Origin of the sequence: Nocardioides sp. Root240 (assembly GCF_001428825.1) — a bacterium.
Lineage (GTDB): Bacteria > Actinomycetota > Actinomycetes > Propionibacteriales > Nocardioidaceae > Nocardioides.
In genome coordinates, this window is sequence record NZ_LMIT01000016.1 from 25,159 (window position 1) to 49,552 (window position 24,394).

At 72.3% G+C, this 24,394-nt stretch carries 20 protein-coding genes; 16 read left to right on the plus strand and 4 right to left on the minus strand.

The features are described from left to right. Positions 1 to 152 precede the first annotated feature (152 nt). The 10 genes from ASE20_RS25895 to ASE20_RS25350 all read left to right on the plus strand — a co-directional run bounded on the left by ASE20_RS25895 (position 153) and on the right by ASE20_RS25350 (position 13,607). Positions 153 to 281: a hypothetical protein gene (locus ASE20_RS25895; RefSeq protein ID WP_263969881.1), complete on the plus strand. Its 129-nt coding sequence runs from the start codon at positions 153 to 155 to the stop codon at positions 279 to 281. A 176-nt stretch (positions 282 to 457) separates the two neighbouring features. Further along, positions 458 to 1,012 (plus strand): YceI family protein, encoded by a 555-nt coding sequence (locus ASE20_RS23015; protein ID WP_056896932.1) that lies wholly within the window; start codon positions 458 to 460, stop codon positions 1,010 to 1,012. A gap of 87 nt (positions 1,013 to 1,099) precedes the next feature. Next, positions 1,100 to 1,879 (plus strand): DUF4261 domain-containing protein, encoded by a 780-nt coding sequence (locus tag ASE20_RS23020; RefSeq protein WP_056896933.1) that lies wholly within the window; start codon positions 1,100 to 1,102, stop codon positions 1,877 to 1,879. 34 nt (positions 1,880 to 1,913) lie between these two features. After that, positions 1,914 to 2,576, plus strand: coding sequence for a lipoyl protein ligase domain-containing protein (locus ASE20_RS23025; protein WP_056896934.1), 663 nt, complete (start codon positions 1,914 to 1,916; stop codon positions 2,574 to 2,576). Positions 2,577 to 2,615: 39 nt separating this feature from the next. Beyond that, the gene (locus tag ASE20_RS23030; RefSeq protein ID WP_056896935.1) at positions 2,616 to 3,512 is read left to right on the plus strand and encodes a LysR family transcriptional regulator; all 897 of its coding nucleotides are present in this window, start codon (positions 2,616 to 2,618) and stop codon (positions 3,510 to 3,512) included. A gap of 48 nt (positions 3,513 to 3,560) precedes the next feature. Next, entirely contained in the window at positions 3,561 to 6,263 is a 2,703-nt protein-coding gene (gene aceE / locus ASE20_RS23035; protein ID WP_412778596.1) for a pyruvate dehydrogenase (acetyl-transferring), homodimeric type, read from the plus strand. Between the two features lie 11 nt (positions 6,264 to 6,274). Further along, complete coding sequence (aceF, locus tag ASE20_RS23040) at positions 6,275 to 7,537, plus strand: dihydrolipoyllysine-residue acetyltransferase (RefSeq protein ID WP_056896936.1); 1,263 nt, start codon at positions 6,275 to 6,277, stop codon at positions 7,535 to 7,537. A 33-nt stretch (positions 7,538 to 7,570) separates the two neighbouring features. Continuing rightward, positions 7,571 to 10,969, plus strand: a complete 3,399-nt coding sequence (locus tag ASE20_RS23045) for a pyruvate carboxylase (protein ID WP_056896937.1) — start codon at positions 7,571 to 7,573, stop codon at positions 10,967 to 10,969. A 60-nt stretch (positions 10,970 to 11,029) separates the two neighbouring features. After that, positions 11,030 to 11,953, plus strand: a complete 924-nt coding sequence (locus ASE20_RS23050) for a GNAT family N-acetyltransferase (protein WP_056896938.1) — start codon at positions 11,030 to 11,032, stop codon at positions 11,951 to 11,953. Positions 11,954 to 12,050: 97 nt separating this feature from the next. Then, positions 12,051 to 13,607: a SigE family RNA polymerase sigma factor gene (locus tag ASE20_RS25350; RefSeq protein WP_200952926.1), complete on the plus strand. Its 1,557-nt coding sequence runs from the start codon at positions 12,051 to 12,053 to the stop codon at positions 13,605 to 13,607. A gap of 86 nt (positions 13,608 to 13,693) precedes the next feature. Here the strand turns inward: ASE20_RS25350 and ASE20_RS23060 are convergent, their stop codons facing one another. Both ASE20_RS23060 and ASE20_RS23065 read right to left on the minus strand, forming a co-directional pair. Continuing rightward, positions 13,694 to 14,446 carry a PadR family transcriptional regulator gene (locus ASE20_RS23060; protein ID WP_056897131.1) on the minus strand — a complete coding sequence of 251 codons (753 nt, stop codon included), beginning with the start codon at positions 14,444 to 14,446 and terminating at the stop codon, positions 13,694 to 13,696. Between the two features lie 255 nt (positions 14,447 to 14,701). After that, positions 14,702 to 16,651, minus strand: a complete 1,950-nt coding sequence (locus ASE20_RS23065) for a M3 family metallopeptidase (protein WP_056896939.1) — start codon at positions 16,649 to 16,651, stop codon at positions 14,702 to 14,704. A 195-nt stretch (positions 16,652 to 16,846) separates the two neighbouring features. On the opposite strand from ASE20_RS23065, the gene ASE20_RS23070 reads away from it, so the two are divergent. The 6 genes from ASE20_RS23070 (at position 16,847) to ASE20_RS23095 (ending at position 22,498) form a co-directional block, all read left to right on the plus strand. Further along, positions 16,847 to 17,371 (plus strand): TasA family protein, encoded by a 525-nt coding sequence (locus ASE20_RS23070; RefSeq protein ID WP_235538849.1) that lies wholly within the window; start codon positions 16,847 to 16,849, stop codon positions 17,369 to 17,371. A gap of 93 nt (positions 17,372 to 17,464) precedes the next feature. Then, on the plus strand, positions 17,465 to 18,049 hold the full coding sequence (locus ASE20_RS23075; protein WP_056896941.1) for a signal peptidase I: 585 nt from the start codon (positions 17,465 to 17,467) through the stop codon (positions 18,047 to 18,049). 254 nt (positions 18,050 to 18,303) lie between these two features. Continuing rightward, entirely contained in the window at positions 18,304 to 20,106 is a 1,803-nt protein-coding gene (locus ASE20_RS23080) for an Ig-like domain-containing protein (protein WP_056896942.1), read from the plus strand. After that, a complete protein-coding gene (locus ASE20_RS23085) occupies positions 20,106 to 20,492 on the plus strand; it encodes a hypothetical protein (RefSeq protein ID WP_056896943.1) in 387 nt (128 codons plus the stop codon). The genes ASE20_RS23080 and ASE20_RS23085 overlap by 1 nt, the downstream gene beginning before the upstream one ends. After that, on the plus strand, positions 20,482 to 21,219 hold the full coding sequence (locus ASE20_RS23090) for a response regulator transcription factor (RefSeq protein ID WP_056896944.1): 738 nt from the start codon (positions 20,482 to 20,484) through the stop codon (positions 21,217 to 21,219). The genes ASE20_RS23085 and ASE20_RS23090 overlap by 11 nt, the downstream gene beginning before the upstream one ends. Continuing rightward, on the plus strand, positions 21,212 to 22,498 hold the full coding sequence (locus ASE20_RS23095) for a sensor histidine kinase (protein ID WP_056896945.1): 1,287 nt from the start codon (positions 21,212 to 21,214) through the stop codon (positions 22,496 to 22,498). The genes ASE20_RS23090 and ASE20_RS23095 overlap by 8 nt, the downstream gene beginning before the upstream one ends. Here the strand turns inward: ASE20_RS23095 and ASE20_RS23100 are convergent. Both ASE20_RS23100 and ASE20_RS23105 read right to left on the minus strand, forming a co-directional pair. Then, a complete protein-coding gene (locus ASE20_RS23100) occupies positions 22,470 to 23,702 on the minus strand; it encodes an RNA polymerase sigma factor (RefSeq protein WP_157538562.1) in 1,233 nt (410 codons plus the stop codon). The genes ASE20_RS23095 and ASE20_RS23100 overlap by 29 nt on opposite strands. A gap of 2 nt (positions 23,703 to 23,704) precedes the next feature. After that, positions 23,705 to 24,067 (minus strand): YciI family protein, encoded by a 363-nt coding sequence (locus ASE20_RS23105; protein WP_082612835.1) that lies wholly within the window; start codon positions 24,065 to 24,067, stop codon positions 23,705 to 23,707. Between the last annotated feature and the right edge of the window lie 327 nt (positions 24,068 to 24,394).

Here is a 24,394-nt window from a genome sequence, read left to right on the forward strand (position 1 = left end):
AAGGCGCCCTGCCGGCAGTGGGGCGAAGTGCCTGGCTGCACGGGGTTACCGAGGCGCCCAGTGGAGCGCGAAGGGGGCGGAAATGGCGATTCCGTGGCGCCAGGTGGGGAACCTGCTATATTGGTGAACACAAGGTGAACAGGAGGTGTCTCATGACCAACACCGAAGCGACCACCCGGCTCGAGATGCGCTGGGTTCCCGTGACCGACGCCAGCGGCCGCACCCACATGGAGGCCGTCTGGATCGAGGTCGGCCAGGCGAGCGTCGCGCACGCCGCCTGACTCCCCCACCACGCCTGCGAAGGGCGCCCCCGACCGGGGCGCCCTTCCTGCATTTTTCCAGCTGTTCACCCGATGTGACCCAGGACACTCTTGGCAAGGGAATGGTTGACATGTCACCATTGCTCTATTGGTTGACGTTTCAACGAACATCCCACCACCACTCAAGGAGCCACGCCATGTCCGACACCACCGCCCTCACCGACATCTCCGGCGACTACACCCTCGACGTCGCGCACAGCCGTCTCGGCTTCGTCGCCCGCCACGCGGTCGTCACCAAGGTCCGCGGCCAGTTCACCGACTGGAACGCCACCGCCCACATCGACACCGCCAACCCGGCCGACTCCTCGGTCACCGTGACCATCAACGCCGCCAGCGTGAGCACCGGCACCCCGGACCGCGACGGCCACCTCACCTCCCCCGACTTCTTCGACGTGGCGCAGTTCCCCGAGTGGAAGTTCGTCTCCACCGAGGTCAGCCGCGACGGCGACGAGTGGACGATCACCGGCGACCTGACCATCAAGGACGTCACCAAGCCGGTCACCATCGAGTTCGAGGAGAACGGCTCCGCCAAGGACCCGTTCGGCAACATCCGCGTCGGCTTCGAGGGTGACGTCACCGTCAACCGCAAGGACTGGGGCCTGACCTGGAACGCCGCGCTCGAGACCGGCGGCGTCCTCGTCTCCGAGAAGATCAAGCTCGAGTTCGACATCTCCGCGATCAAGAACGCCTGATCGCCCGACGCCTCCGCGTCCTACGACGCCCGGCCGGATCTGCGGATCCGGCCGGGCGTCGGCGCATTTCCGCCTAGGGTCGAGCCCATGCTCGCGATCCTCGTCCAGGACGCCGCCCCCCACCCGGAGCGGGCGCAGATCAGCTCCACGGCCCTCGCCGTCCGCTTCCTCACCGACTGGCGCGACGTCGACCGCACCAAGGTCGAGACCGGCGACAGCCAGCTCACCTACGGCGACCTGTCGGTCCTGTGGAGCACGATGAACGTTCCCTGTCCGAACGACCTCGCTCTCACGTGCGCCCACAGCCGGCTCTGGCCGCCGACCGCTCCACCGCCCGTCGAGCACACCCGCCACACCCTGGTCACGACCTCCCCGGCCGACGGCGGACGCGACCGCGCCGAGCTGCTCACGAAGGCGGTCGCGTCGATGGTGGCCCTCGACCCGTCCATCCGGGCGGTCGTCTGGGCTCCGGCCGACCACGTCACCCTCCCGGCCGCCTTCCGCGAGGTCGCAGTCGACGGGCAGCCCGCAGCGCTGATGCACGCCTGGGTCGCGTTCAACGTCGGGAACCACCCCGACGGCCACCTCACCGGGCACACCCGCGGCCTGGGTGACCTCGGACTGATGGACATCGAGATCCAGTCGACCCGGCGCAGCGCCGCCGACACGCTCGAGCAGCTGCGCGGCCTCGCGCACTACCAGTTGACGGAGGGCCGCGTGATCGCCGACGGCGACACCGTCGGGGCCGATGCCCGCGAGCGGATCCAGGTGCACCACGTGCCGTCGGCGTTCGACCCGAGCGTGACCGTGCTGCAGATCGAGCCGGCTGCGGGCGGCCGCAAGCGCGGCCTCTTCCGCCGCGGCTGAGGCCGCTCCAGCAGCCTGCGGCACAATCCCCGGCATGCGGCTGCTGGAGATCACCGGGTCGATCGCGGACTTCCACTCCCGGCCGATCCCCGACGACCTCGTCGAGGCGGAGGTCTGGTCCTTCCGGCCGCCCGGGCGCGGGCTCGTCCTGGGCAGCGCGCAGCAGGAGGAGATCGCCGACCTCGCAGCGGCCGGCCGGGCCGGCGTCGCGGTCGCCAAGAGGCGCAGCGGCGGCGGGGCCGTGTACGTCGACCCCGAGCGTTGCGTGTGGGTCGACGTGGTGCTGCCCACCCACGACGAGCGGTGGAGCAACGACGTGCGCGAGGCGACGTACTGGCTCGGGGAGGCGTGGCAGCGCGCGCTCGGTCGGATCGGGCTGGAGACCCGGCTCTACCGGGGCGGGCTGGAGCAGACGCCGTGGGGACGGCTGGTGTGCTTCGCGGCGCTCGGGCCGGGCGAGGTGCTGGTCGGGGACCGCAAGGTGGTGGGGATCTCGCAGCGTCGCACCCGGGCGGGGGCGCGCTTCCAGTGCATCGCCTACGACCGGTGGGACGCGGCCGACGTGCTCGACCTGCTGGCCATGACCGAGGCGGACCGCGTCGAGGCCGCCGCCGACCTCGCCACGCGGGCGACCGGCGTCGGCGACCACCTCGAGGAGCTGCGGGCCGCGGTCCTCGACGAGCTGCTGACCACCTGACACTGGTCGGACGACCCATGCACTGAGAGCATGGGAGACGTGGATCTCGACACCATCCGCGCATTCCTCGCGGTCGCCGACGGGCACACCGTGACGGAGACGGCGGAGCGCGCGCACCGCACCCAGCCGGCCGTCTCGCGCGCGCTGGCCCGCCTCGAACGCGAGATCGGTACGCCGCTCCTGCAACGCGTCGGGCGCGGCCTGGTGCTGACGCCGGCCGGCCACGAGCTGGTCCGCCACGCGCGCGACACCCTCGAGGCCTACGAGCGCGGGGTCCGGTCGGTGCAGGACGTGACCGCACCCGACGGCGGCTTCGTGCCGCTGGCCTTCCTGCACACCCTGGGCACCTGGCTGGTGCCCGAGCTGATCCGCGACTTCCGCACCGAGCGGCCGCACGTGCGCTTCGACCTGCGCCAGCACGGGGACGCCGGCCTGGTCGAGGACCTGCTGACCGGCGTCGTCGACCTCGCCGTCACCGGCGACCGCCCCCGCCTGGCTCCCCTGGAGAGCCGGCGCCTCTTCCTGGAGCCGCTGCGGCTGGTGGTGCCCCCGGACCACCGCCTCGCCGCCCGCCGTACGGCGAGGTTGGCCGACGTGGCGCACGAGCAGTTCATCGTGCTGAAGCCCGGGTTCAGCCTGCGGGCGGTGACCGAGGAGCTCTGCGGACAGGTGGGCTTCGTGCCGCGGATCGGCTTCGAGGGCGAGGAGGTCGAGACCCTGCGCGGCCTGGTGTCGGCGGGCCTCGGGGTGGCCCTGCTGCCCGAGCCGCGGGGCAGCGCGGCACCGCTCGCGCCGTCGTTGAAGGTGACCGACGTGCGGGCGTCCCGGGAGATCGGCCTGGCCTGGGTGAAGGACCGCCAGCTGCCGCCGGCCTCCGCCCACTTCCGCGACCACACGCTCCGGACCAGTCGGAAGATCCATGTCACAGACGCATAGTTCAGGGCCGAACTAGGCATTGGACGCATTGCTGCCCTTCGGCTGACGATGGTGATGCCCATCACCACCGACCGGAGGACACCGATGCCCGACATCGACCCTGACGAGACTCAGGAGTGGCGCGACGCCCTCGCAGCCGTGCTCGAGTTCGAGGGCGAGGAGCGCACGAAGTTCCTGCTCGACCAGGTCCTGGAGGAGGCGCAGCGGCTCGGCTCGCGCGTCCCGCACGTCGCCACCACGCCGTACGTCAACACCGTCGCGCCCGCGGACGAGCCGGCCCACCCCGGCGACCGCGCGATCGAGCACCGGATCCGGTCGGCGATCCGCTGGAACGCGCTGGCCATGGTGCTGCGCGCCAACAAGGACTCCACCGAGCTCGGCGGCCACCTCGCCAGCTTCCAGTCCGCGGCGACCCTCTACGACGTCGGCTTCCAGCACTTCTGGCACGCCGCGTCCGAGGAGCCCGGCAAGGAGCACGGCGGCGACCTCGTCTACGTGCAGGGCCACCTGTCCCCCGGCATCTACGCCCGCGCCTTCCTCGAGGGCCGGCTGACCGAGGCGCAGCTCGACAACTTCCGCCAGGAGACCGGCGGCAAGGGCCTCTCGTCGTACCCGCACCCGTGGCTGATGCCCGACTTCTGGCAGTTCCCGACCGTGTCGATGGGCCTCGGCCCGCTGATGGCGATCTACCAGGCCCGCTTCCTGAAGTACCTCCACGCGCGCGGTCTCGCCAACACCGCCGGCCGCAAGGTCTGGGCCTTCCTCGGCGACGGCGAGACCGACGAGCCCGAGTCGCTCGGCGCGATCTCGATGGCGGCGCGCGAGAAGCTCGACAACCTGGTCTTCGTCGTCAACTGCAACCTGCAGCGCCTCGACGGCCCGGTGCGCGGCAACGGCAAGATCATCCAGGAGCTCGAGGGCGTCTTCCGCGGCGCCGGCTGGAACGTCATCAAGCTGATCTGGGGCTCCGGCTGGGACCAGCTGCTCGCGCAGGACACCAGCGGCGCGCTCAAGCGCCGGATGATGGACGCGGTCGACGGCGAGTACCAGACCTTCAAGTCCAAGGACGGCGCCTACGTCCGCGAGCACTTCTTCGGCACCGACCCGGAGCTGAAGGCGCTGGTCGCCGACTGGAGCGACGACGAGATCTGGCGGCTCACCCGTGGTGGTCACGACCCGCAGAAGGTGTACGCCGCCTACGCCGCCGCCCACGCCCACACCGGTACGCCGACCGTCGTGCTCGCCAAGACCGTCAAGGGCTACGGCCTCGGCGCGGCCGGCGAGGCGATGAACATCAGCCACCAGGCCAAGAAGGTCGCCGAGCCCGCACTGCGCGCCTTCCGCGACCGCTTCTCGATCCCGATCGGCGACGAGCAGCTCCTCGACCTGCCCTACCTCTCGTTCGCGGAGGGCTCGGAGGAGCACACCTACCTGCACGCCCGTCGCAAGGAGCTCGGCGGCTACCTGCCGGTGCGGCGCCAGAAGTCGACGGCGCTCGCGGTCCCCGGCGTCGAGGCGTTCGGCCAGACTGCCGGGTCCAACGGCCGCTCCATCTCCACGACGATGGCCTTCGTCCAGATCCTCACCAAGCTGCTGCGCGACAAGGAGATCGGCCAGCGGGTCGTGCCGATCGTCCCCGACGAGGCACGCACCTTCGGCATGGAGGGGCTGTTCCGGCAGGTCGGCATCTTCTCGCAGTCGGGCCAGCTCTACACGCCCGAGGACGCCGACCAGCTGATGTTCTACAAGGAGGACGCCAGCGGCCAGATCCTCCAGGAGGGCATCAACGAGGCCGGCGCGATGTCGTCGTGGATCGCGGCAGCGACGTCGTACTCCACCAACGACACCCCGATGATCCCGTTCTACATCTACTACTCGATGTTCGGCTTCCAGCGGATCGGCGACCTCGCCTGGGCCGCCGGCGACATGCGCGCCCGCGGGTTCATGCTCGGCGGCACCGCCGGCCGGACGACGCTGAACGGCGAGGGCCTGCAGCACGAGGACGGCCACAGCCACCTGCACGCCGCGATGATCCCGAACTGCGTGGCCTACGACCCGACGTACGCCTACGAGCTGGCGGTCATCGTCGCCGACGGCCTGCGCCGGATGTACGTCGAGCAGGAGGACGTCTTCTACTACCTCACGCTCATGAACGAGAACTACGAGCACCCGCCGATGCCCGAGGGGGTCACCGAGGGGATCCTCAAGGGCCTCTACCTGCTCAAGGCCGGCAAGGGCCGCGCCAGGGCGGCGGTCAACCTGCTCGGCTCCGGCACGATCCTCAACGAGGTGCTCGCGGCAGCCGAGCTGCTCGCGACCGACTTCAAGGTCAAGGCCGACGTGTGGAGCGCCCCCAGCTTCACTGAGCTGCGCCGCGACGGCCTGGCCACCGAGCGGTGGAACATGCTGCACCCGCTCGAGGAGCAGCGCACGTCGTACGTCGCCCAGAGCCTCGGCGCGAGGACCGGCGCCGCGGTGCCGGTGGTCGCGGCGACCGACTACATGAAGTCGTACGCCGACCAGATCCGCCCGTTCGTGCCCGGCCGCTACACCGTGCTCGGCACCGACGGCTTCGGCCGCTCGGACTACCGGCGCAACCTGCGCCGCCACTTCGAGGTGGACCGCCACCACATCGTCGTCGCTGCGCTGAGCAGCCTCGTGGCCGAGGGCACCGTGACCAGCGACGTCGTCGCCCAGGCCATCGAGAAGTACGGCATCGACCCCGACCGGGCCGACCCGGCCCACGCGTGAGGACAGCAACTGTGGACATCAAGGTTCCCGACATCGGCGACTTCTCCGACGTACCCGTCATCGAGGTGCTCGTCGCCCCCGGCGACGTGGTGCGCGCCGAGGACCCGCTCATCACCCTCGAGACCGACAAGGCCACGATGGAGGTGCCCTCCCCCGTCGACGGCACGCTCGTGTCGATCTCGGTCGCCGTCGGCGACCGGGTCAGCCAGGGCACGGTCATCGCGATCGCCGAGGTGGCTGGCGCCGAGCCCGCCGGCGCGGAGGCACCCGCCGCCGAGCCGACGCCCGCACCCGAGCCCGAGCCCGTCGTACCTGCTGCCCCGGTCGCGACGACGCCCGTCGGCAACGAGCCGCCCGCATCCACCAGCGACGACGGCCTCCGCGCCACCCCCCTGGTACGACGCCTCGCCCGCGAGCTCGAGGTCGACCTCGCCGGCGTGAGCGGGTCCGGCCCGAAGGGCCGGGTGACCAAGCAGGACCTGGTCGGCCACTACGAGAAGTCCCTCGCCCCGGCGGGCGCCGCGGGGGGCGCCACCGGTGGTGCCGGCATCCCGCCGATCCCCGAGGTGGACTTCTCGAAGTTCGGCCCGGTGCGCACCGTCCCGCTGTCGCGGATCAAGAAGCTGTCCGGCCCGCACCTGCACCGCTCGTGGCTCAACGTCCCGCACGTGACCCACGCCGACGAGGCCGACATCACCGACCTCGACGCCTACCGTCGCGAGCTCGACACGGCCGCCAAGGCCGAGGGCTACCGGGTCACGCTGCTCAGCTTCCTGCTCAAGGCGTCCGCCGCGGCGCTGCGGAAGTATCCCGAGCTGAACAGCTCGCTGTCCGGCGAGAACCTCGTCCTCAAGGACTACGTCAACATCGGCGTCGCCGTCGACACCCCCGACGGCCTGGTGGTGCCGGTGGTCAAGGACGTCGACCGCAAGGGCATCGGCGAGCTCAGCCGCGACCTCGGCGAGCTGTCGGAGAAGGCGCGCGACGGCAAGCTCAGCGCGTCCGACATGCAGGGCGCGACGTTCACGATCAGCAGCCTCGGCGGGATCGGCGGCACCCACTTCACGCCGATCGTCAACGCACCCGAGGTCGCCATCCTCGGCGTCGTACGCTCGAAGACGGCTCCGGTGTGGGACGGCGAGGCGTTCGTCCCGCGCCTGATGCTGCCGCTCTGCCTGTCGTACGACCACCGGGTGATCGACGGCGCCCTCGCCGCTCGCTTCACCGCCCACCTGGCGCACCTCGCGGCCGACGTACGCCGACTGGTGCTCTGACCCGCTTCTCCCCCCACCCCGCAGGAGTCGACGATGTTCAAGAAGGTCCTGGTCGCCAACCGTGGCGAGATCGCGATCCGCGCCTTCCGCGCGGCCTACGAGCTCGGCGCCAAGACGGTCGCGGTGTTCCCCTACGAGGACCGCGGCTCCGAGCACCGGCTGAAGGCCGACGAGGCCTACGAGATCGGTGAGCGGGGGCACCCCGTGCGGGCGTACCTGGACCCCGAGGGCATCGTCGCGACGGCGGTCGCGTGCGGCGCCGACGCGATCTACCCGGGCTACGGTTTCCTGTCGGAGAACCCGGCGCTGGCCGAGGCCTGCGCGGAGGCCGGCATCACCTTCGTCGGCCCGGACTCGACGATCCTCGAGCTGACCGGCAACAAGGCCCGGGCGATCGCGGCCGCGAAGGCGGCTGGCGTACCCGTGCTGCAGAGCGTGGCCCCGTCCACCGACGTCGACGCGCTGGTCGTGGCGGCCGAGGCGATCCCCGCACCGCTGTTCGTGAAGGCGGTCGCCGGCGGCGGCGGCCGCGGCATGCGACGCGTCGACGACCGGGCGCAGCTGCGCGAGGCGATCGAGACCTGCATGCGCGAGGCCGAGGCGGCCTTCGGCGACCCGACGGTGTTCATCGAGCAGGCCGTCGTGGACCCGCGGCACATCGAGGTCCAGATCCTCGCCGACGGCACGGGCACCGAGGCCGGCACGATCCACCTGTTCGAGCGGGACTGCTCGGTGCAGCGGCGCCACCAGAAGGTCGTCGAGATCGCGCCCGCGCCCAACCTCGACCCGGCGATCCGCGACCGCATGTGCGCCGACGCGGTCCGCTTCGCCCGCGAGATCGGTTACAGGAACGCCGGCACCGTCGAGTTCCTGCTCGACCCGGCCGGCAACTACGTCTTCATCGAGATGAACCCGCGCATCCAGGTCGAGCACACGGTGACCGAGGAGGTCACCGACGTCGACCTCGTGCAGTCCCAGCTGCGGATCGCCGCCGGCGAGACGCTCGCCGACCTCGGCCTCGAGCAGGACGGCATCGTGCTGCGCGGCTCGGCGCTGCAGTGCCGGATCACCACCGAGGACCCGGCCAACGGGTTCCGTCCCGACACGGGCGTCATCACGACGTACCGGTCCCCGGGGGGCGGCGGCGTCCGCATCGACGGCGGCACGACGTACACCGGCGCGGAGATCTCGGCGCACTTCGACTCGATGCTGGCCAAGCTGACCTGTCGTGGCCGCACCTTCGAGAAGGCCGCGGAGAAGGCCCGCCGCGCGGTGGCGGAGTTCCGCATCCGCGGCGTCTCCACGAACATCCCGTTCCTGCAGGCGGTCCTCGACGACCCCGACTTCGTCGCCGGCGGCGTGACGACGTCCTTCATCGAGACCCACCCGCAGCTGCTGCAGGCGCGCGGCTCGGGCGACCGCGGCAGCAAGCTGCTCACGTTCCTCGCCGACGTGACCGTGAACAAGCCGTACGGCGACGCGCGGGCCTCGGTCGACCCGGCCTCCAAGCTGCCGGCGCTCGACCTGTCCGTCCCCGTGCCCGACGGCACGCGGCAGCGCCTGCTCGCCGTCGGCCCGGAGGCGTTCGCCGCCGAGCTGCGTGCCCACACCGGCGTCGCCGTCACCGACACCACCTTCCGCGACGCCCACCAGTCGCTGCTCGCGACCCGCGTGCGCACCATCGACCTGCTCGGCGTCGCCGACCACGTCGCGCGGCTCACCCCCGAGCTGTGGTCGCTCGAGGCCTGGGGCGGGGCGACGTACGACGTGGGGCTGCGCTTCCTCGCCGAGGACCCGTGGGAGCGGCTCGCCGCGCTGCGCGAGGCGGTGCCGAACATCTGCCTGCAGATGCTGCTGCGCGGCCGCAACACCGTCGGCTACACGCCCTACCCGACCGCCGTGACCGACGCCTTCGTCGAGGAGGCCGCGGCGACCGGCATCGACGTCTTCCGGGTCTTCGACGCCCTCAACGACGTCGACCAGATGCGCCCGGCCATCGAGGCGGTCCGCGCGACCGGCACGGCTGTGGCCGAGGTGGCTCTCTGCTACACCGGCGACCTGTCGTCGCCCGACGAGCGGCTCTACACGCTCGACTACTACCTGCGCCTGGCCGAGCAGATCGTCGACGCCGGCGCGCACGTGCTGGCGATCAAGGACATGGCCGGGCTGCTGCGTGCCCCCGCGGCACGGACGCTGGTGACCGCGCTGCGCGAGCGCTTCGACCTGCCGGTCCACCTGCACACCCACGACACCCCGGGCGGCCAGCTCGCCACGCTGCTCGCCGCGATCGACGCCGGTGTGGACGCGGTCGACGCGGCGTGCGCCGCGATGTCCGGGACGACGTCGCAGCCCGCGCTCTCCGCGCTGGTCGCGACCACCGACCACTCCGCGCGGACCACCGGCCTGTCGCTCGACGGCGTGAACGCACTCGAGCCGTACTGGGAGGCGACCCGCCGCCTGTACGCCCCCTTCGAGTCCGGGCTGCCGGCCCCGACCGGGCGGGTCTACACCCACGAGATCCCCGGTGGACAGCTGTCGAACCTGCGCCAGCAGGCGATCGCGCTCGGCGTGGGGGAGAAGTTCGAGCAGGTCGAGGACATGTACGCCGCGGCCAACCGGATCCTCGGCAACGTCCCCAAGGTCACGCCGTCCTCGAAGGTGATCGGCGACCTGGCCCTCTCCCTCGTGGCCGCCGGCGCCGACCCGGCCGCGTTCGAGGAGAACCCCGGCTCGTTCGACATCCCCGACTCCGTCATCGGCTTCCTGTCCGGCGAGCTCGGCGACCCGCCGGGCGGCTGGCCCGAGCCGTTCCGCACGAAGGCGCTCGCCGGCCGCTCGTGGACCGCGCCCGAGCCCACGTTGACGCCCGAGCAGTCGGCCGCCTTGGGGTCGGCCGACCACGAGAGCCGCCGTCGTACCCTCAACCAGCTGCTGTTCCCCGCCCCGACGCGGGCCTTCGACGAGGCCCGCCAGGCCTACGGCGACGTGTCGGTCATCCCGACCCGCGACTACCTCTACGGCCTGACCCAGGGTGAGGAGCACGAGGTCCGGCTCGACGAGGGCGTCACCCTCCTGCTCGGCCTCGAGGCGATCAGCGAACCCGACGAGCGCGGCTTCCGCACCGTCATGTGCACCATCAACGGCCAGCTGCGGCCGGTGTCGGTGCGCGACCGCTCCGTGTCGGCCGAGGTGCCGGCCGCCGAGAAGGCCGACCCGGCCCGCCCCGGCCACGTCGCCGCCCCGTTCCAGGGTGCGGTCACGCCGATCGTCGCCGTCGGCGACAGGGTGGGCGCCGGCGACACGGTCGCGACCATCGAGGCGATGAAGATGGAGGCCTCGATCACCGCGCCCGTCGACGGCGTCGTGAAGCGGCTCGCGATCTCCGGCACCCAGCCGGTCGAGGGTGGGGACCTGGTGCTCGAGCTCGGCTGACGGCGGAGTCGCGACGGAAATGGTTGGTGCGACGCGGGCACGACGCGCCAGACTCGCCGGATGTCGTCCCCTGAGCTGCCCCACGGCCTGACAACCCGGCCGCTGGTGATCGGCGACTCCGCCGAGGTGACGGCGGTGATCGTCGAGCAGGAGCTCCACGACATCGGCAGCGCCGAGATCGAGGAGGGCGACCTGCTCGGGGAGTGGCAGCGGCCGTCGTACGACCTGACGGCGAGCACCGTCGCGGTCCTCGACGGCGAGCGGATCGTGGCCTACGCCGAGCACCTGGGTGGTGAGCGGTACGACGCGGCCGTGCTGCCGTCGTACCGGGGGCGCGGGATCGGGACCTGGCTCGCCCACTGGGTGCAGTCCGTCGCCCGCTCGTCCGGCGCCGCGATCGTCGGGATGCCGGTGCCCGAGGGATCGGCCGGCGACCGCCTCCTCACCGCCCTCGGGTACGGCGTCCGGTGGACCAGCTGGGTCCTCCGCCTGCCGCCCGGGGCCACCATCGAGACCCGCCCGCTGCCCGACGGCTACGCCCTGCGCGAGGCCACCGAGGCCGACCGCGAACAGGTCTGGACCGTCGCCGAGGACGCCTTCCTCGAGTGGTCGGCCCGGGAGCGCGAGTCGATCGGCGACTTCGCCGCCCGCGTCTGGGAGCGCCCCGGCTTCGAGCCCTGGAACCTCCAGGTCGTCACCGCCCCCGACGGCTCGGTCGCCGGCGTCGCGAACGTCTGGAACACCGCCGCCGACGCCGCCGGCGACGTGGACACCTACGTCTCCAAGCTCGCGGTCGCCCCCGCACACCGCGACCGCGGCCTCGCCCAGGCGCTGCTCGTCGCGTCCTTCGCGGCCGGCCGGTCGCGGGGAGCCACGTCGTCGAGCCTGTCGACGGACTCGCGCACGGGCGCGCTGTCGCTCTACGAGAAGGTCGGGATGGGGCCCGCGTCGGTGTGGGTCCACCGGGCGATCACCCTGACCTGAACCCGATCCGGGTCAGCCCCAACCGAACCGTCCCCTCGCGCGTCCTTCTCTCCGCAGGCAGCCACCACGGCGCCTCGCCACCAGAGAGGATCAGCCCATGCCCGTCATCGCACCTCGGGGGTCGAAGGACGACGAGTTCGTCGAGCTCGTGCACGCCGCATGGCCCGCGCTGTACCGGACGGCGGTCCTGCTGGTCCGCGACCACGCTCTCGCCGAGGACCTGGTCCAGTCGGCGCTCGCGAAGACCTACAGCCACTGGCACCGGATCCGCGACACGGGCGCCGCGCAGGCCTACGCGCGGCGGGCGCTGGTGAACACGACGACCAGCACCTTCCGGCGCAAGTCCTACCGGTCGGAGCGGCCGACGGCCGAGCTGCCGGAGAAGGTCGGCGTACCGGCGGGCGACCCGGCCGAGCGGCTGGACGTGCGGGCCGCGCTGGCGGAGCTCGCGCCGCGGCAGCGGGCGGTCGTGGTGCTGCGGTTCTACGACGACCTGTCGGTGCAGGACACGGCCGACCTGCTCGGCATCTCGACCGGCACGGTCAAGAGCCAGACGTCCGCCGCCCTCGACCGGCTGCGCGTGCTCCTCGACGTCGAGGTCGACGTACCGCGCCCGGACGCCGTCGGCATCGCCCGTCAGGGCCGGGAGCTGCGGACCCGCCGACGCGTCGGCGCCGCCGTGCTGGCCGCGATCCTCGTCGGTGCCGTGGGCGTCGGCAGCGTCCTGGTCGGCAATGCGCTCGACGGGTCGTCGCGGGGCGCACCGCCGGTGACCGGGCAGGAGGACTCCGCGCAGACGTACGACGCCTGGGCGGCCTGGTCAGTCAACGGCGAGGTGACCATCGGCGAGAACGAGGTGGACCTGCCCGGCGAGGGCGCCTACCACCTCGCGCAGACCTCGGAGGGCGTCGTCGCGCAGTACCTCACCGACGACGGGACCGCCTTCGCGCTCGTCACCCCCGACGGCGGTACGACGCCGCTCGGCATCCCCGGCGCGACGCCGACCGTCGACGGCGACCCCTCCGCACCGCACGTCGCGTGGGTGGTCACCGGCGACGACGAGGTCACGCTGCACGTGTGGGACGTGGCGTCCGACGAGGAGCTGGCCCGGGTCGTCGTACCGTCGCCGGGGACGAGGCCGATCGACGGCCGTCAGGTCATCCAGCCCGTCGATCTCGACGGGGACGCCGCCTTCCTCGGCACGATGGAGGGCGAGGGGCGCCGGGTGGACTGGCACACCGGCGCGATCAGCAACCTGCCCCTGCTGCCGGCGTCGGTGCGCGACGACGTGGCCGCGGCCCGCGACGGCGACCACTGGGTGGTCATGGACGCGACCACCGGCACGGTCCTGCGTCGCATCGATGGCGACAGCCTGTCGGCAACCGTCTCGCCGGACGGGGACTGGCTGATCCTGGTGGCCGCCGACGTGAACGAGGTGTCCGTCGAGCCGGTCGCCGGCGGGAAGCGGGTCCGCCTCGAGGGCATCGGACCGGAGGCGACGTGGTCGCGGGACGGCTCGGTCGTCGGCCAGGTCGGCGCGACCCCGGAGGTGCTCCGGTGCTCCACCGCGGGCGACTGCGAGAGGCGAAGCGTGCCGGGCGACCCGGACGAGTTCGTGTCGGTGCTGGTGGCCGACTACCTCAACGTCGGTTGAGGTCCGTGCCGCACACACGTGAAGGGCCCGTGGGCCGGGGGATCGCCCCGGCCCACGGGCCCTCGTCGTACGCCGTCTCCGGAGGATCAGGCGTCGTCCTCGTCCGCGGACGTCTGCGCCGGGTCGGCGTCCGGTCCGTCGGCGAGGATGCCGTACAGGCTGCGACGAGCCTCGACGAGCACGTCGACCGCGGCGCGGCGCTGTCCGTCGGAGCCGGCGGTCACGATCTGCCAGACAGCACCCATGACCTGGCCGATCTCGGCCTTCAGGTCCGCGTTGCCGCCGGCGGCCGGGCTGCCGTCGCCGGCCTCCGCGTCCTTGCGCCGGTCGAAGGGCACCCAGACGGCGGCGAGCTCGTCGGCGTGCTCGGCACACCAGGCCGAGCCCTTGGCCGTGAGCCGCATGCCGCGGCGCCCGCCCTCGTCGTTCTCGACGAGCTCCTCGTCGAGGAGCTGCTGGACGGTCGGGTAGACCGAGCCGGGACTCGGCTTCCACACGCCGCCGCTGCGCTCGGTGATCTGCTGGATCACCTGGTAGCCGTTGGGGGACTCCTCGCGCTCGTTGGCGGCGCGGAGGATGTCGAGGATGGCCGAGCGGACGTCGCCGCGGCGTACCCGCGGGCCACGGCCCGGCTCGGGACGGCCCTGGCCGAAGAGCCCGACCAGCCACGGCGGCGGACCGCCGTGACCTCCGTGCCCGCCGAAGCCGTGGCGCCCGCCGCGACCGGGCTCGCCCCAGGCGCCCCAGGCGCCGGGACCGAAGTCACCGCGCTGGCGTCGCTGGAACCCGCGCGGCTCCGGGTTGCCCCAGGGGCCGCAGTCGTCCTGTCCGAAATTCATGTTGTGGCGTCCCATGAGGGACCTCCTTCGTTCGTGGTGGGCCTGTGGGCCCGTCGTGAGTTCGGGATATCGCGGGAACAGTTCGTGTTGGTATCGCGATATATCGGAAGCGTACGCGTAAGGATCGGCGAAGACAAGAGAGTTTCACCGGCCGGCCGGTGTTTCTCCCGTGCTTGGACGACGAAACTCACGCTTGGACGAGGGAAACTTCGTCGTCCAAGCGTGAGTTTCACCGGCCGGCCGGTGAAACTCACGTCAGCGCGCCAGCCAAGCGGCGTACGCGTCGAACGCGAACGGCCGGCCGAGGAAGTCGGCGACCAGGTCGGCAGCATCCGCCTCGCCGCCGCGGGCGAGGACGGCGTCGCGGTAGCGGTGGGCCATGTCGATGGCGGCGGCGGCGAACAGGTCGCCTGTGCCGTCGGGGTCGAAGGCGCTGAACATGTCCTTCGCGATCACGAGCGACCACATGTAGGTGTAGTAGGCCGAGCTGTAGCCGCCGAGGTGGCCGAAGCTGGCGAACATGTGGGTGCCGGGGAGGTAGGGCAGGGCGGCGTAGCGGCCCTGGAGCTCGATCATCCGCTCGGTCAGGTCGGGGACCTGGGCCAAGCCGCGGTCGGCGTGGAACCAGTACGACATGGCGGCGTAGAACATCTGGGTCCGTGCGTAGATGCCCTTGCCGTAGTCGTCGGCGGCACGCATCGCGGCGACCAGGTCGGCCGGGATCGGCTCGCCGGACTCGTCGCTGGCGAAGGAGCGCAGCACGTCGGCGTGCCACGCCCACTCCTCGAGCATCTGGCTCGGCGCCTCGACGAAGTCCCACTCGGTGGCGACGCCCGCGAAGCGGAACCAGTCGCCGTGGCCGGCGAGGACGTGGTGGAGCAGGTGGCCGAACTCGTGGAAGAGGGTGACGACGTGGTCGTGCTCCATCAGGCCGCGGGAGAAGTTGCAGACCAGCACGCCCTCGGGGAGCTGCTCGCCGGCGACACCGTCGGTGAGCGTGAACTGGGCGGCGTGCTTGTACTTGCCCTCGCGCGGGTGCAGGTCGAGGTAGATCCGGCCGATCCTCCCGCCGGCCCGCACCACCTCATAGGCGGTGACGTCCTCGTGCCACACGGGGACGTCGACGGGCTCGTAGGACAGGTCGAAGAGCCGGCCGGTCACCTCGAGCAACCCCTGGCGCACCTTGCCGAAGTCGAAGAAGGTGCGCACCCGCTGGGAGTCGACGTCGTACCGCTCGGAGCGGACCAGCTCGGCGTAGTACTGGTAGTCGTAGCCGGGCACCTCGGTCGCGGACGGGAAGTCGCGGCGGTAGCGCTCCAGCAGCTGCCCGAGGTCGCGCTGCATCGGCTCCTCGGCGGCCTCGGTGATCCGGTCGATGAACGCCGGGATCGCGGGGCCCTCGCCGATCATCTTCACGTCGGCGTCGTACGACGGCCAGTCGGCGTACCCGACGGTGGTGGCCAGCTCGTGGCGCAGGTCGAACAGCTCGGTCAGCAGCTCCTCGGTGGCCGGCCAGCCGCGCTCGAGGAAGGCGATCGTGATGTCGCGACGCACGTCCTGGTCGTGCGCGAACATCCGCACCGGCACGGAGTCGGGGTAGTCCGTGGTCACGGTGACCAGGCCGTCGTCGTCGGCGGGGTGCGCCTCGAGCCAGTCGGCCGGCATGCCGGCGAGCTGCTCGGGCCGGACCCGGATGGTGCGGACGTCGTCGCGGGTGACCCGGCTGAACTCCTGGTCGAGCTCGGTGATCCGTTCCCGCACGGCGGCGATCCGCTCGCGGGTGGCCTCGTCCTTGTCGACACCGGAACGGCGGAAGTCGGCCCGCACCTTCTCCAGCAGCCGTACGGCGAGCGGGTCGCCGGCCACCGCGCCCGGGTCGATGGCGGCGAACACGTCGTACAGCTCGCGGTCCAGGCTCCACTGGGTCCCCAGCCGCGAGGCCTCCTGCTCGGCCGCGTCGGCGAGCTCGCGGGCCCGCTCGTCGGGGTGCACGTTGCCGAGCAGCGAGCCGAACGCCGCGACATTGCCGAGGTGGCTGCCGGCCCGGTCCCACTGGCGCAGCACGTCGATCGGGTCCGACGGCGTCGTGCTCCGCAGCCCGTCGACGAGCTCGGTCGCCCGGGCGAGCTCGGCCGACGAGCGGTCGCGGATCCAGTCGGGCCAGGCGTCGGGCGCGGTCGGCAGCACCAGGGGATCGAGCGTCATGCACAGAGCCTAGGAGACCCACGAACGGCCGATCCGGGAGGAGCCGTGGAACGAGGGGCGGACCTGTGGAGGAACCGGGTGCTGCGTGTGGGTCTCGCGTGGAGATCGCGTGGATCGCACCTCGACAGAGTGGGGGCATCGAGAAAGCCGCTCACCACCGAGCCACCGACATTCCCAGGAGAGACCGCAATGCGCATGTCCCGCAAGATCCTCGTCCCCCTCGCCACGCTGTCCGCCGCCGCGGCGGTCGCCGTCGGTTCGGGTGCGACCTTCACCTCGACGTCGGGCAACACGATCAGCGCCGCCACGTCCGGCACGCTGACCCAGCTCAACTCGAAGGACGGCGGCGCGATCTTCGACCTGACCAACATGAAGCCGGGCGACACCCTCAACGGAGCGCTCAACCTGACCAACACCGGCAGCCTGCCCGCGACCTTCAGCCTCACCGAGACCGGGTCCACCAACGGCTTCACCGCGGACAACCTCAGCCTGGCGATCACCAACACGACCACCGGCGCGACCGTCTACAGCGGCACCTTCGGTGGTCTGGTCGACGGCACCAAGACCGACCTCGGCGTGATCCAGCCGGGCGTCCTCAACAACTTCAAGTTCACCGTGAAGCTCGCCCAGACGGCCCCCAACGCCGACCAGGGCAAGTCCGCCACGGCGACGTACACGTGGGACTCGGTGCAGCTCAACGGCACCACGACCAACCAGTGACCCCGGGCCGGGCCGGCGTTCCCCCCGGTTCGGCCGGCCCGGCACGGACCTCTTCCCCGACCACCCGCCCAGCAGCCTCCTGAGGAGAGCCCCATGGCCGCCCACCGTCGCCCGTCGACCGTACGTCGCGTCCTCGGCCGCACCGTCCGCGCCAGCGGCACGATCGGCCTGGCCGTGGTGACCCTCGCCGCGCTGGCCTACCTGATGCCGACGCTGATGGGCTACGACCGCTACGTCATCACCGGCGGCTCGATGACCGGCACCCACGACAAGGGATCGGTCGTCTTCGAGAAGCCGGTCGCCGCGGACGACCTCGGGGTCGGCGACGTGATCACCTACCAGCCGCCGCCGGCGTCCGGCGTCACCACGCTCGTCACCCACCGGATCATCGCGATCGGTCACGACGAGCAGGGCCACCAGGTGCTGCGCACCCAGGGCGACGCCAACCCCGACCCCGACCCGTGGAAGTTCTCGCTCACCTCGAGCGAGCAGCCCGTCGTCGACTTCTCCGTCCCGTACGTCGGCTACGTGCTGATCGCGCTCGCAGACCGCGACACGCGGATGCTCGTGATCGGCGTACCGGCCGCACTGGTGGCGCTGCTGAGCCTCGGCCAGCTGGTCGCCGCCCTCCGTTCGCGCCCTGACCCGCACTTGGGGGGTCGGGTCAGGGCCGCGTGATCCCTCGGCCTGCCGGATCCCCCAATGGTCCGGCAGGTCGAGGCCTCACCCCACCGGGGACAGCCGGGTCCGCGCCCGTGGGGGGCGTGGGCCCGGCGCTCCTTTTCCCGGGCTCTCCATCGGTGGTCCCGCGCCCTCGTTCCCTCATCTGTGGAGCTCCCGTGACCTGCACGTGGAGCTCCCGTGGAGTGCTCCTCCCTAGCGTTGGACTCACCGCTTCCACCCACCACGACCCGTCTCCGGAGGACCGCGTCATGCGCCGTACGAACCCCTTGGTTCTCGCGCTCGTCGCCCTGTGCGCCACGGCCCTGGCCGTCGCCAGCACGACCACCTCCGACGCCACCTTCACCAGCTCGAGCGGGAGCCGCGCCACCGTGAGCGCCGCCGCCGACTGGACGCCCCCGACCGTCGCCGTGACCAGCCCCGGCAGCCCGCTCCAGGGCACCGTCACGCTCGCGGCGAGCGCGTCCGACACCGAGTCGGGCATCGCGTCGGTCGCGTTGCAGTACCTGGCGCCCGACGCCACCGGTTGGGTCACGCTGTGCACGGCCACCGCCGCGCCGTACTCCTGCTCGTGGAACACCAAGCTGGGCGTCGACGGCGGCTACGACCTTCGGGCCCGCGCGACCAACACCGCCGGCTACACCACCGTCTCCGACGTCGTCAGCACGACCGTCGCCAACAACGTCCTGCTGGTCCTCGGCGACCCGGGCGAGGTGGTCCGCGGCAGCGTCGCGCTGAAGTCGACGATCTACAACGGCGGCCTCCTCCCCTGGACCGTCACCGTCCAGTACACGCCCAACGGCGGCACCAGCTGGAAGACGCTGTGCAGCGGCCTGACCTCGCCCTTCTCCTGCACCTGGTCGACCACGAGCTTCACCAACGAGTCCTTCGACCTGCGTGCCGTCGCCACCTCGGGTACGACGACGGTCACCTCCGCGGTCGTCAGCGACGTCCTCGTCGACAACGCCGCCCCGGGTGTCTCGATGGTCGACCCCGGCACCCCGCTCAGCGGAGCGGTGAACTTCACGGCGACCGCCACCGACGCGGCATCCGGTGTCCAGCAGGTCGTGCTGCAGTACGCCCTCGGCAGCGGCTCCTGGCAGAACCTCTGCACGGTCACGACGGACCCGTTCACCTGCCGGTACGCCACCACCTCGCTGACCGACGGGACCTACTCCTTCCGGGCGACCGCCACCGACGTCGCCGGCAACAGCGCCACCTCGACCGCGGTCACCGGCCGCGTCGTCGACAACACCGTCTCCTCGGTGTCCCTCGACGACCCCGGCACCTACCTGTCCGGCACCGCGACGATCACCGCACTGGCCAACTCGACCGCCGGCATCACGTCGGTGCGCATCCAGCGCGCCCCCACCGGTACGACGAGCTGGACCGACCTCTGCACCGACACCACGTCGCCGTACTCCTGCGCCTGGGACACCCGGACGGTCGCCAACGGCAGCTACGACCTGCGGGCCGTCCTGCTCGACGGCCGCGGAGGGACGACGACGTCCGCGATCCTCAGCGCTCGCCGGATCGACAACAGCACGCTGCGGGCGGTCGACGTGCAGACCACGAACGGCAACGGCACCGCCGGGCGCCTGGACGCCGGCGACACGGTGACCTGGACCTACAGCGAGGTGGTCGCGCCGGCCAGCATCTCGACCGGCTGGAACGGCTCCGCGCTGGCGGTCAGCCTGCGGCTGCGCGACGGCAACCTGCTCGGCGGCACCAGCAAGAGCGACGCGATCGACGTCCTGCGCGGCGGTGCGGCCGTCCAGCTCGGGGCGGTCGGGCTCCGGGAGGACTACGTGAAGGGCCGCAAGACCGCGACCTTCAACGCGACCCTCACCGCCACCACCGTCACCGTCGACGGGGTCGACCGGACGGTGGTCACCCTCGTGGTCGGCACGCTGGCCAGCGGCAACGGGCTGCGGACGGTCACCACCGCGTCCACGATGCTCTGGACGCCGTCCACCGCGGCGCTCTCCGCGACCGGCGGCGCCTGCGCCGCCACCCCGGTGAGCGAGTCCGGCGCAGCGGACCGGGAGTTCTGATGAGCGCTCCCACCCGGCCGTCCCGGACCGCCGCGGCCCTCGCTGCAGGGCTCGCCCTCTGCCAGTTCGGCTTCGTCCTGACCGGCGACCACCCGTCCATGACGGCTGGCGTGCTCGCCCCGCTCACCCTGCTCGCGGCCCTCGCGCTGTTCCGGGTCAACTGCCTGGAGACCCGGCTGGCCGTGGTGGCGGCGGCAGCGGCGCCGCTCCTGCTGACGTCGCTGTCGGCGACGATCGGCCTGCCCGGGCAGCACCCGCACACGTCGGTCGGCGGGGTCCTCGTCGGCTGGGTCCTGCCGTTCGCCGTGCTCGTCGCGATCGACGCCGACCGCCGGGCACGGACCCGTCGCACCGCGCCGCCTCTCACCCACCCCTATGCTCGGTGAGGTGCCCGTGCGCCTGCTGATCGTCGAGGACGACGACGCCATCGCCGCTCCGCTCGTCCGCGCGGTCCAGCGCGAGGGCTACGACGTGGACCGGGTCGCGGCGGGGCTCCCCGCGATCGACCGGGTCGCCGCCGGCGACGTGGACCTGGTCCTGCTCGACCTCGGCCTGCCCGACATGGACGGCCTCGACGTGTGCCGCCGGCTGCGCACCGACGGCTACGCGGGCGGCATCGTCATCCTCACCGCGCGCGCCGGTGAGCTCGACCGGGTCGTCGGCCTCGACGTCGGCGCCGACGACTACCTCGCGAAGCCGTTCAGCCTGTCGGAGCTGCTGGCGCGGGTCCGCGCACTGCTCCGGCGCTCCCTCACCTCGCCCGGCGCGCCGGAGGCCGTCGTGGCGCCGGTGGCGGCGGCCCCGGCGACTGCCGGAAGTGCGCTGCGCGTCGACCGTGCCACCCGGCGGGCCCGGGTCGGCGAGACCGAGCTGTCGCTGACCGCGAAGGAGTTCGACGTCCTCGCCCTGCTCGACGACGACCGTGGTGCCGTGGTGACCCGCGAGGACCTGATGGCACGGGTCTGGGACGAGAACTGGTTCGGCTCCACGAAGACCCTCGACACCACGATCGGCCGGCTGCGCCAGAAGCTCGTCGACGGCGGCGCCCCCGTCACCCTCGCGACCGTTCGCGGCGTCGGGTTCCGGCTGGAGGACGCCGCGCCCGATGCGTGAGCGCCTGGTCCTCGCCTTCGTCGGCCTCACCGTGGCCGTGATCGGCCTGTACGGCGTGCCGCGGGCCTACTTCCTCGCCGACCTGGTCCGGGACGACGCGCGGGCCAGCCTCAACGGAAGCGGTGCCGTCCTCGAGGACCTCATCGAGGAGCGGACCGACGACGGCGGCACGGTGGACGCCGCCCTGCTGCGCAGCGGACTGGTCGCCGCCGACCGCGTCGAGCTCGACCCGGCCGACGGCGCGCCGCTCGCCGTCGGCGCCCCGGACGAGGACGACGACGGCGTGACCGTCACGCGCACCCTTCCCGACGGCAGCACCCTTCGGCTGAGCGTGTCCGGTTCGTCGATCGGGTCGAGCGTCCGCGACGCGCTGCTGCCCCTCGTCCTGCTCGGCCTGGTCCTCGCGCTCGGGTCCGCCGTCCTCGGCGTCGCGCTGGCGCGGCGGCTGTCCCGGCCCTTCCAGGAGCTGGCCGGCCTCTCCCGGGACCTCGGCCAGGGTCGCTTCGACCTCGACGTGCCGACCTTCGTCATACCCGAGGCGGACGAGATCGGCGCCGCCCTCCGCGGTGCGGCCGCCCAGCTCGACGACCTGGTACGACGCGAGCGAGAGTTCGCCGCCAACGCCTCCCACCAGCTGCGCACCCCGATCACCGCGCTCCGGCTCAGCCTCGAGGACCTGGCCCTGTGGCCGGAGACCGATCCGGCCGTCGCCACCGAGCTCGCGCACGGCCTCGACGAGCTGGACCGGCTCAGCGCGGCGATCGACGAGCTCCTCGACCTGGCCCGCGGCCGGCGCATCGAGGCCGAGCAGCAGGTCGACCTGGTCGCCGTCGTCCGCGCGACGGCGGAGCGGTGGGAGGCTCGGCTGGCCGCCGAGTCGCGGTCGCTGGTCACCCGGCAGTCCGGACGCCGATCGCGCACCCGGGTCCCGATCGGCCCCCTGGACCAGGCGCTCGACATCCTCGTCGACAACGCCCGCCAGCACGGGCGCGGCACGATCACCGTCGAGGTCCGCGACGCCGACACCCACCTCGAGGTCGTCGTCGGCGACGAGGGCACCGCGGAGCTCGGACCGGAGGTGTTCCACCGCGGCGTCAGCTCCGGGGCCCAGGGCTCCGAGGGGATCGGCCTGGCGCTCGCCTCCGAGCTCGTCGAGGTCTGCGGCGGTCACCTGTCGCTCGACACGTCCGCTCCCACGACGCGGTTCGTGGTGTGGCTGCCGCCGCGCGACCGCGTGGTCGGCCCCGACCTCAGCCGGTCAGCTGGCCCTTCCTCCTGAGGAGGTAGGCCCGCTCGGCGACGTTGTCGCAGACGGCCAGCGCGGCGTCGTACTGCTCCCGGGACTCGGGACTGCGGCCCAGCCGGCGCAGCAGCTCGGCGCGGGTCGCGTGCCACGCGTGGTAGCCGTCGAGGGGCAGGCGGTCGACGATCGCGAGGGCGACCTCGGGACCGTCGAGCTCGGCGACCGCGACCGCGCGGTTGAGTGCCACGATGGGCGAGGGGTCGATCCGGGCCAGCTGGTCGTAGAGCGCGGCGATCTGGGACCAGTCGGTCGCGGCCGCGGTCGGGGCGTCGGTGTGGACCGCGTTGACGGCAGCGAGCACCTGGTAACGGCCGGGACGGTTGGCGGCCAGGCAGCGTCGTACCAGGTCGTGGCCCTCGGCGATCAGCGCGCGGTCCCACCCACCGCGGTCCTGCTCCTCGAGCGGGACCAGCTCGCCCCCGCGCACGCGGGAGGTACGACGCGACTCGGTGAGCAGCAGCAGCGCCAGCAGCCCGGTGGCCTCGAGGTCGTCGGGCAGCAGCTGGTGGAGGATGCGGGCGAGCCGGATCGCCTCCCCCGTCAGGTCGGCACGGACGGGATCGCCGTCGCCGCTGGAGAGGTAGCCCTCGTTGAAGATCAGCAGCAGCACGGCGAGCACGGCGCCGACCCGGTCGGGCAGGTCGGCGGTCCCGGGCACGCGGTAGGGGATGTTGGCGCCCTTGATCTTCGCCTTCGCACGGGTGATCCGCTGGGCCATCGTCGTCTCCTGGACGAGGAAGGCCGCGGCGATCTCGGCGACGGTGAGCCCGCCCAGCAGGCGCAGGGTCAGCGCGATCCGCGCCTCCGGTGCGAGCGAGGGGTGGCAGCAGGTGAAGATCAGGCGCAACCGGTCGTCGGCGATGACGCCGGTCGGCTCGTGCGGCGTGGGGTCGTGGATCATGGCGGCGGCCTCGTGCTTGCCGTCCCGGAGCTTCTCGCGGCGCAGCCGGTCGATGGCGCGGTTGCCGGCGGTGGTCGTCAACCAGCCGCCCGGGTTGGGCGGTACGCCGGCCTCGGGCCACTTCTCGAGCGCGGTCAGCAGTGCCTCCCCGGCCGCCTCCTCGGCGATGTCGATGTCACCGAAGCGGCGCACGAGCGAGGCGATCAGGCGTCCGTACTCCTCGCGGAAGATCCGCTCGACCGCCGCCTGTGCCGTGGCCTCCGGGAGCGTGTCCGGCACGGTCAGGCGAGACCCTCGAACGGGCGGACCTCGACCTTGCCGCGGCAGGCCTTCGAGCCCTCGGCCGCGAGGCGCAGCGCCACGTCGAGGTCGGGCGCGTCGATGACCCAGAAGCCACCGATGGCCTCCTTGGTCTCGAGGTACGGGCCATCGGTCATCACCGGGGTGTCGCCGGTGCCGTCGACGACGGTCGCCGTCGTGGCCTCCAGCAGGCCGCCGGCGAAGACCCAGTAGCCCTCGGCCTTGAGCCGGTCGTTGAAGGCGCCGGTGGCCGCGAAGGCCTCCTCCATCGCCTCGCGGGAGCCGTAGTCGCCGAACTCGGTGCGCTCGACGGGGCCGTGGACTGCGAGCAGGTAGTGCGTCATGTCTTGTCTCCTGGTTCGGGGCGGTCCCGATGACCGCCTCACATCACCACCACGAAGGAGGGTGCGCCACTACGACAACCCTGCCACGAACTTTTTGGAAGCTGCCACGCGCTGATGCCGGTGGGCGGCGGTTGGTCGGTGGTCGGGTTCAGGGTGGCGGCGCGCGGTGACCCCCTCGAGTGGGCACGAACCGCAGATTCCGAGCAGGTTTTTCTGCGGTCTGTGACCAAACGAGGGGGTCCCCGCCGCAACAGGCCAGAAGCAGCCGGGCGGCCGCGTCAGCGGCGGCGCGGACGAAGTCCGCGCCGACAACCGCGCCGCCCATCC

Excerpts from the sequence above, each read along its gene's own strand:
- ASE20_RS23025 (WP_056896934.1), top strand. The coding sequence starts at position 1,914 with ATGCGGCTGCTGGAGATCACCGGGTCGATCGCGGACTTCCACTCCCGG.
- ASE20_RS23050 (WP_056896938.1), top strand. The coding sequence starts at position 11,030 with ATGTCGTCCCCTGAGCTGCCCCACGGCCTGACAACCCGGCCGCTGGTG.
- ASE20_RS23085 (WP_056896943.1), top strand. The coding sequence starts at position 20,106 with ATGAGCGCTCCCACCCGGCCGTCCCGGACCGCCGCGGCCCTCGCTGCA.
- aceE (WP_412778596.1), top strand. The coding sequence starts at position 3,561 with ATGGTGATGCCCATCACCACCGACCGGAGGACACCGATGCCCGACATC.
- ASE20_RS23015 (WP_056896932.1), top strand. The coding sequence starts at position 458 with ATGTCCGACACCACCGCCCTCACCGACATCTCCGGCGACTACACCCTC.
- ASE20_RS23045 (WP_056896937.1), top strand. The coding sequence starts at position 7,571 with ATGTTCAAGAAGGTCCTGGTCGCCAACCGTGGCGAGATCGCGATCCGC.
- ASE20_RS25895 (WP_263969881.1), top strand. The coding sequence starts at position 153 with ATGACCAACACCGAAGCGACCACCCGGCTCGAGATGCGCTGGGTTCCC.
- ASE20_RS23065 (WP_056896939.1), bottom strand. The coding sequence starts at position 16,651 with ATGACGCTCGATCCCCTGGTGCTGCCGACCGCGCCCGACGCCTGGCCC.
- ASE20_RS23070 (WP_235538849.1), top strand. The coding sequence starts at position 16,847 with ATGTCCCGCAAGATCCTCGTCCCCCTCGCCACGCTGTCCGCCGCCGCG.
- ASE20_RS23105 (WP_082612835.1), bottom strand. The coding sequence starts at position 24,067 with ATGACGCACTACCTGCTCGCAGTCCACGGCCCCGTCGAGCGCACCGAG.
- ASE20_RS23090 (WP_056896944.1), top strand. The coding sequence starts at position 20,482 with ATGCTCGGTGAGGTGCCCGTGCGCCTGCTGATCGTCGAGGACGACGAC.
- ASE20_RS23060 (WP_056897131.1), bottom strand. The coding sequence starts at position 14,446 with ATGAATTTCGGACAGGACGACTGCGGCCCCTGGGGCAACCCGGAGCCG.
- ASE20_RS23095 (WP_056896945.1), top strand. The coding sequence starts at position 21,212 with ATGCGTGAGCGCCTGGTCCTCGCCTTCGTCGGCCTCACCGTGGCCGTG.
- ASE20_RS23075 (WP_056896941.1), top strand. The coding sequence starts at position 17,465 with ATGGCCGCCCACCGTCGCCCGTCGACCGTACGTCGCGTCCTCGGCCGC.
- ASE20_RS23020 (WP_056896933.1), top strand. The coding sequence starts at position 1,100 with ATGCTCGCGATCCTCGTCCAGGACGCCGCCCCCCACCCGGAGCGGGCG.
- ASE20_RS25350 (WP_200952926.1), top strand. The coding sequence starts at position 12,051 with ATGCCCGTCATCGCACCTCGGGGGTCGAAGGACGACGAGTTCGTCGAG.
- ASE20_RS23080 (WP_056896942.1), top strand. The coding sequence starts at position 18,304 with ATGCGCCGTACGAACCCCTTGGTTCTCGCGCTCGTCGCCCTGTGCGCC.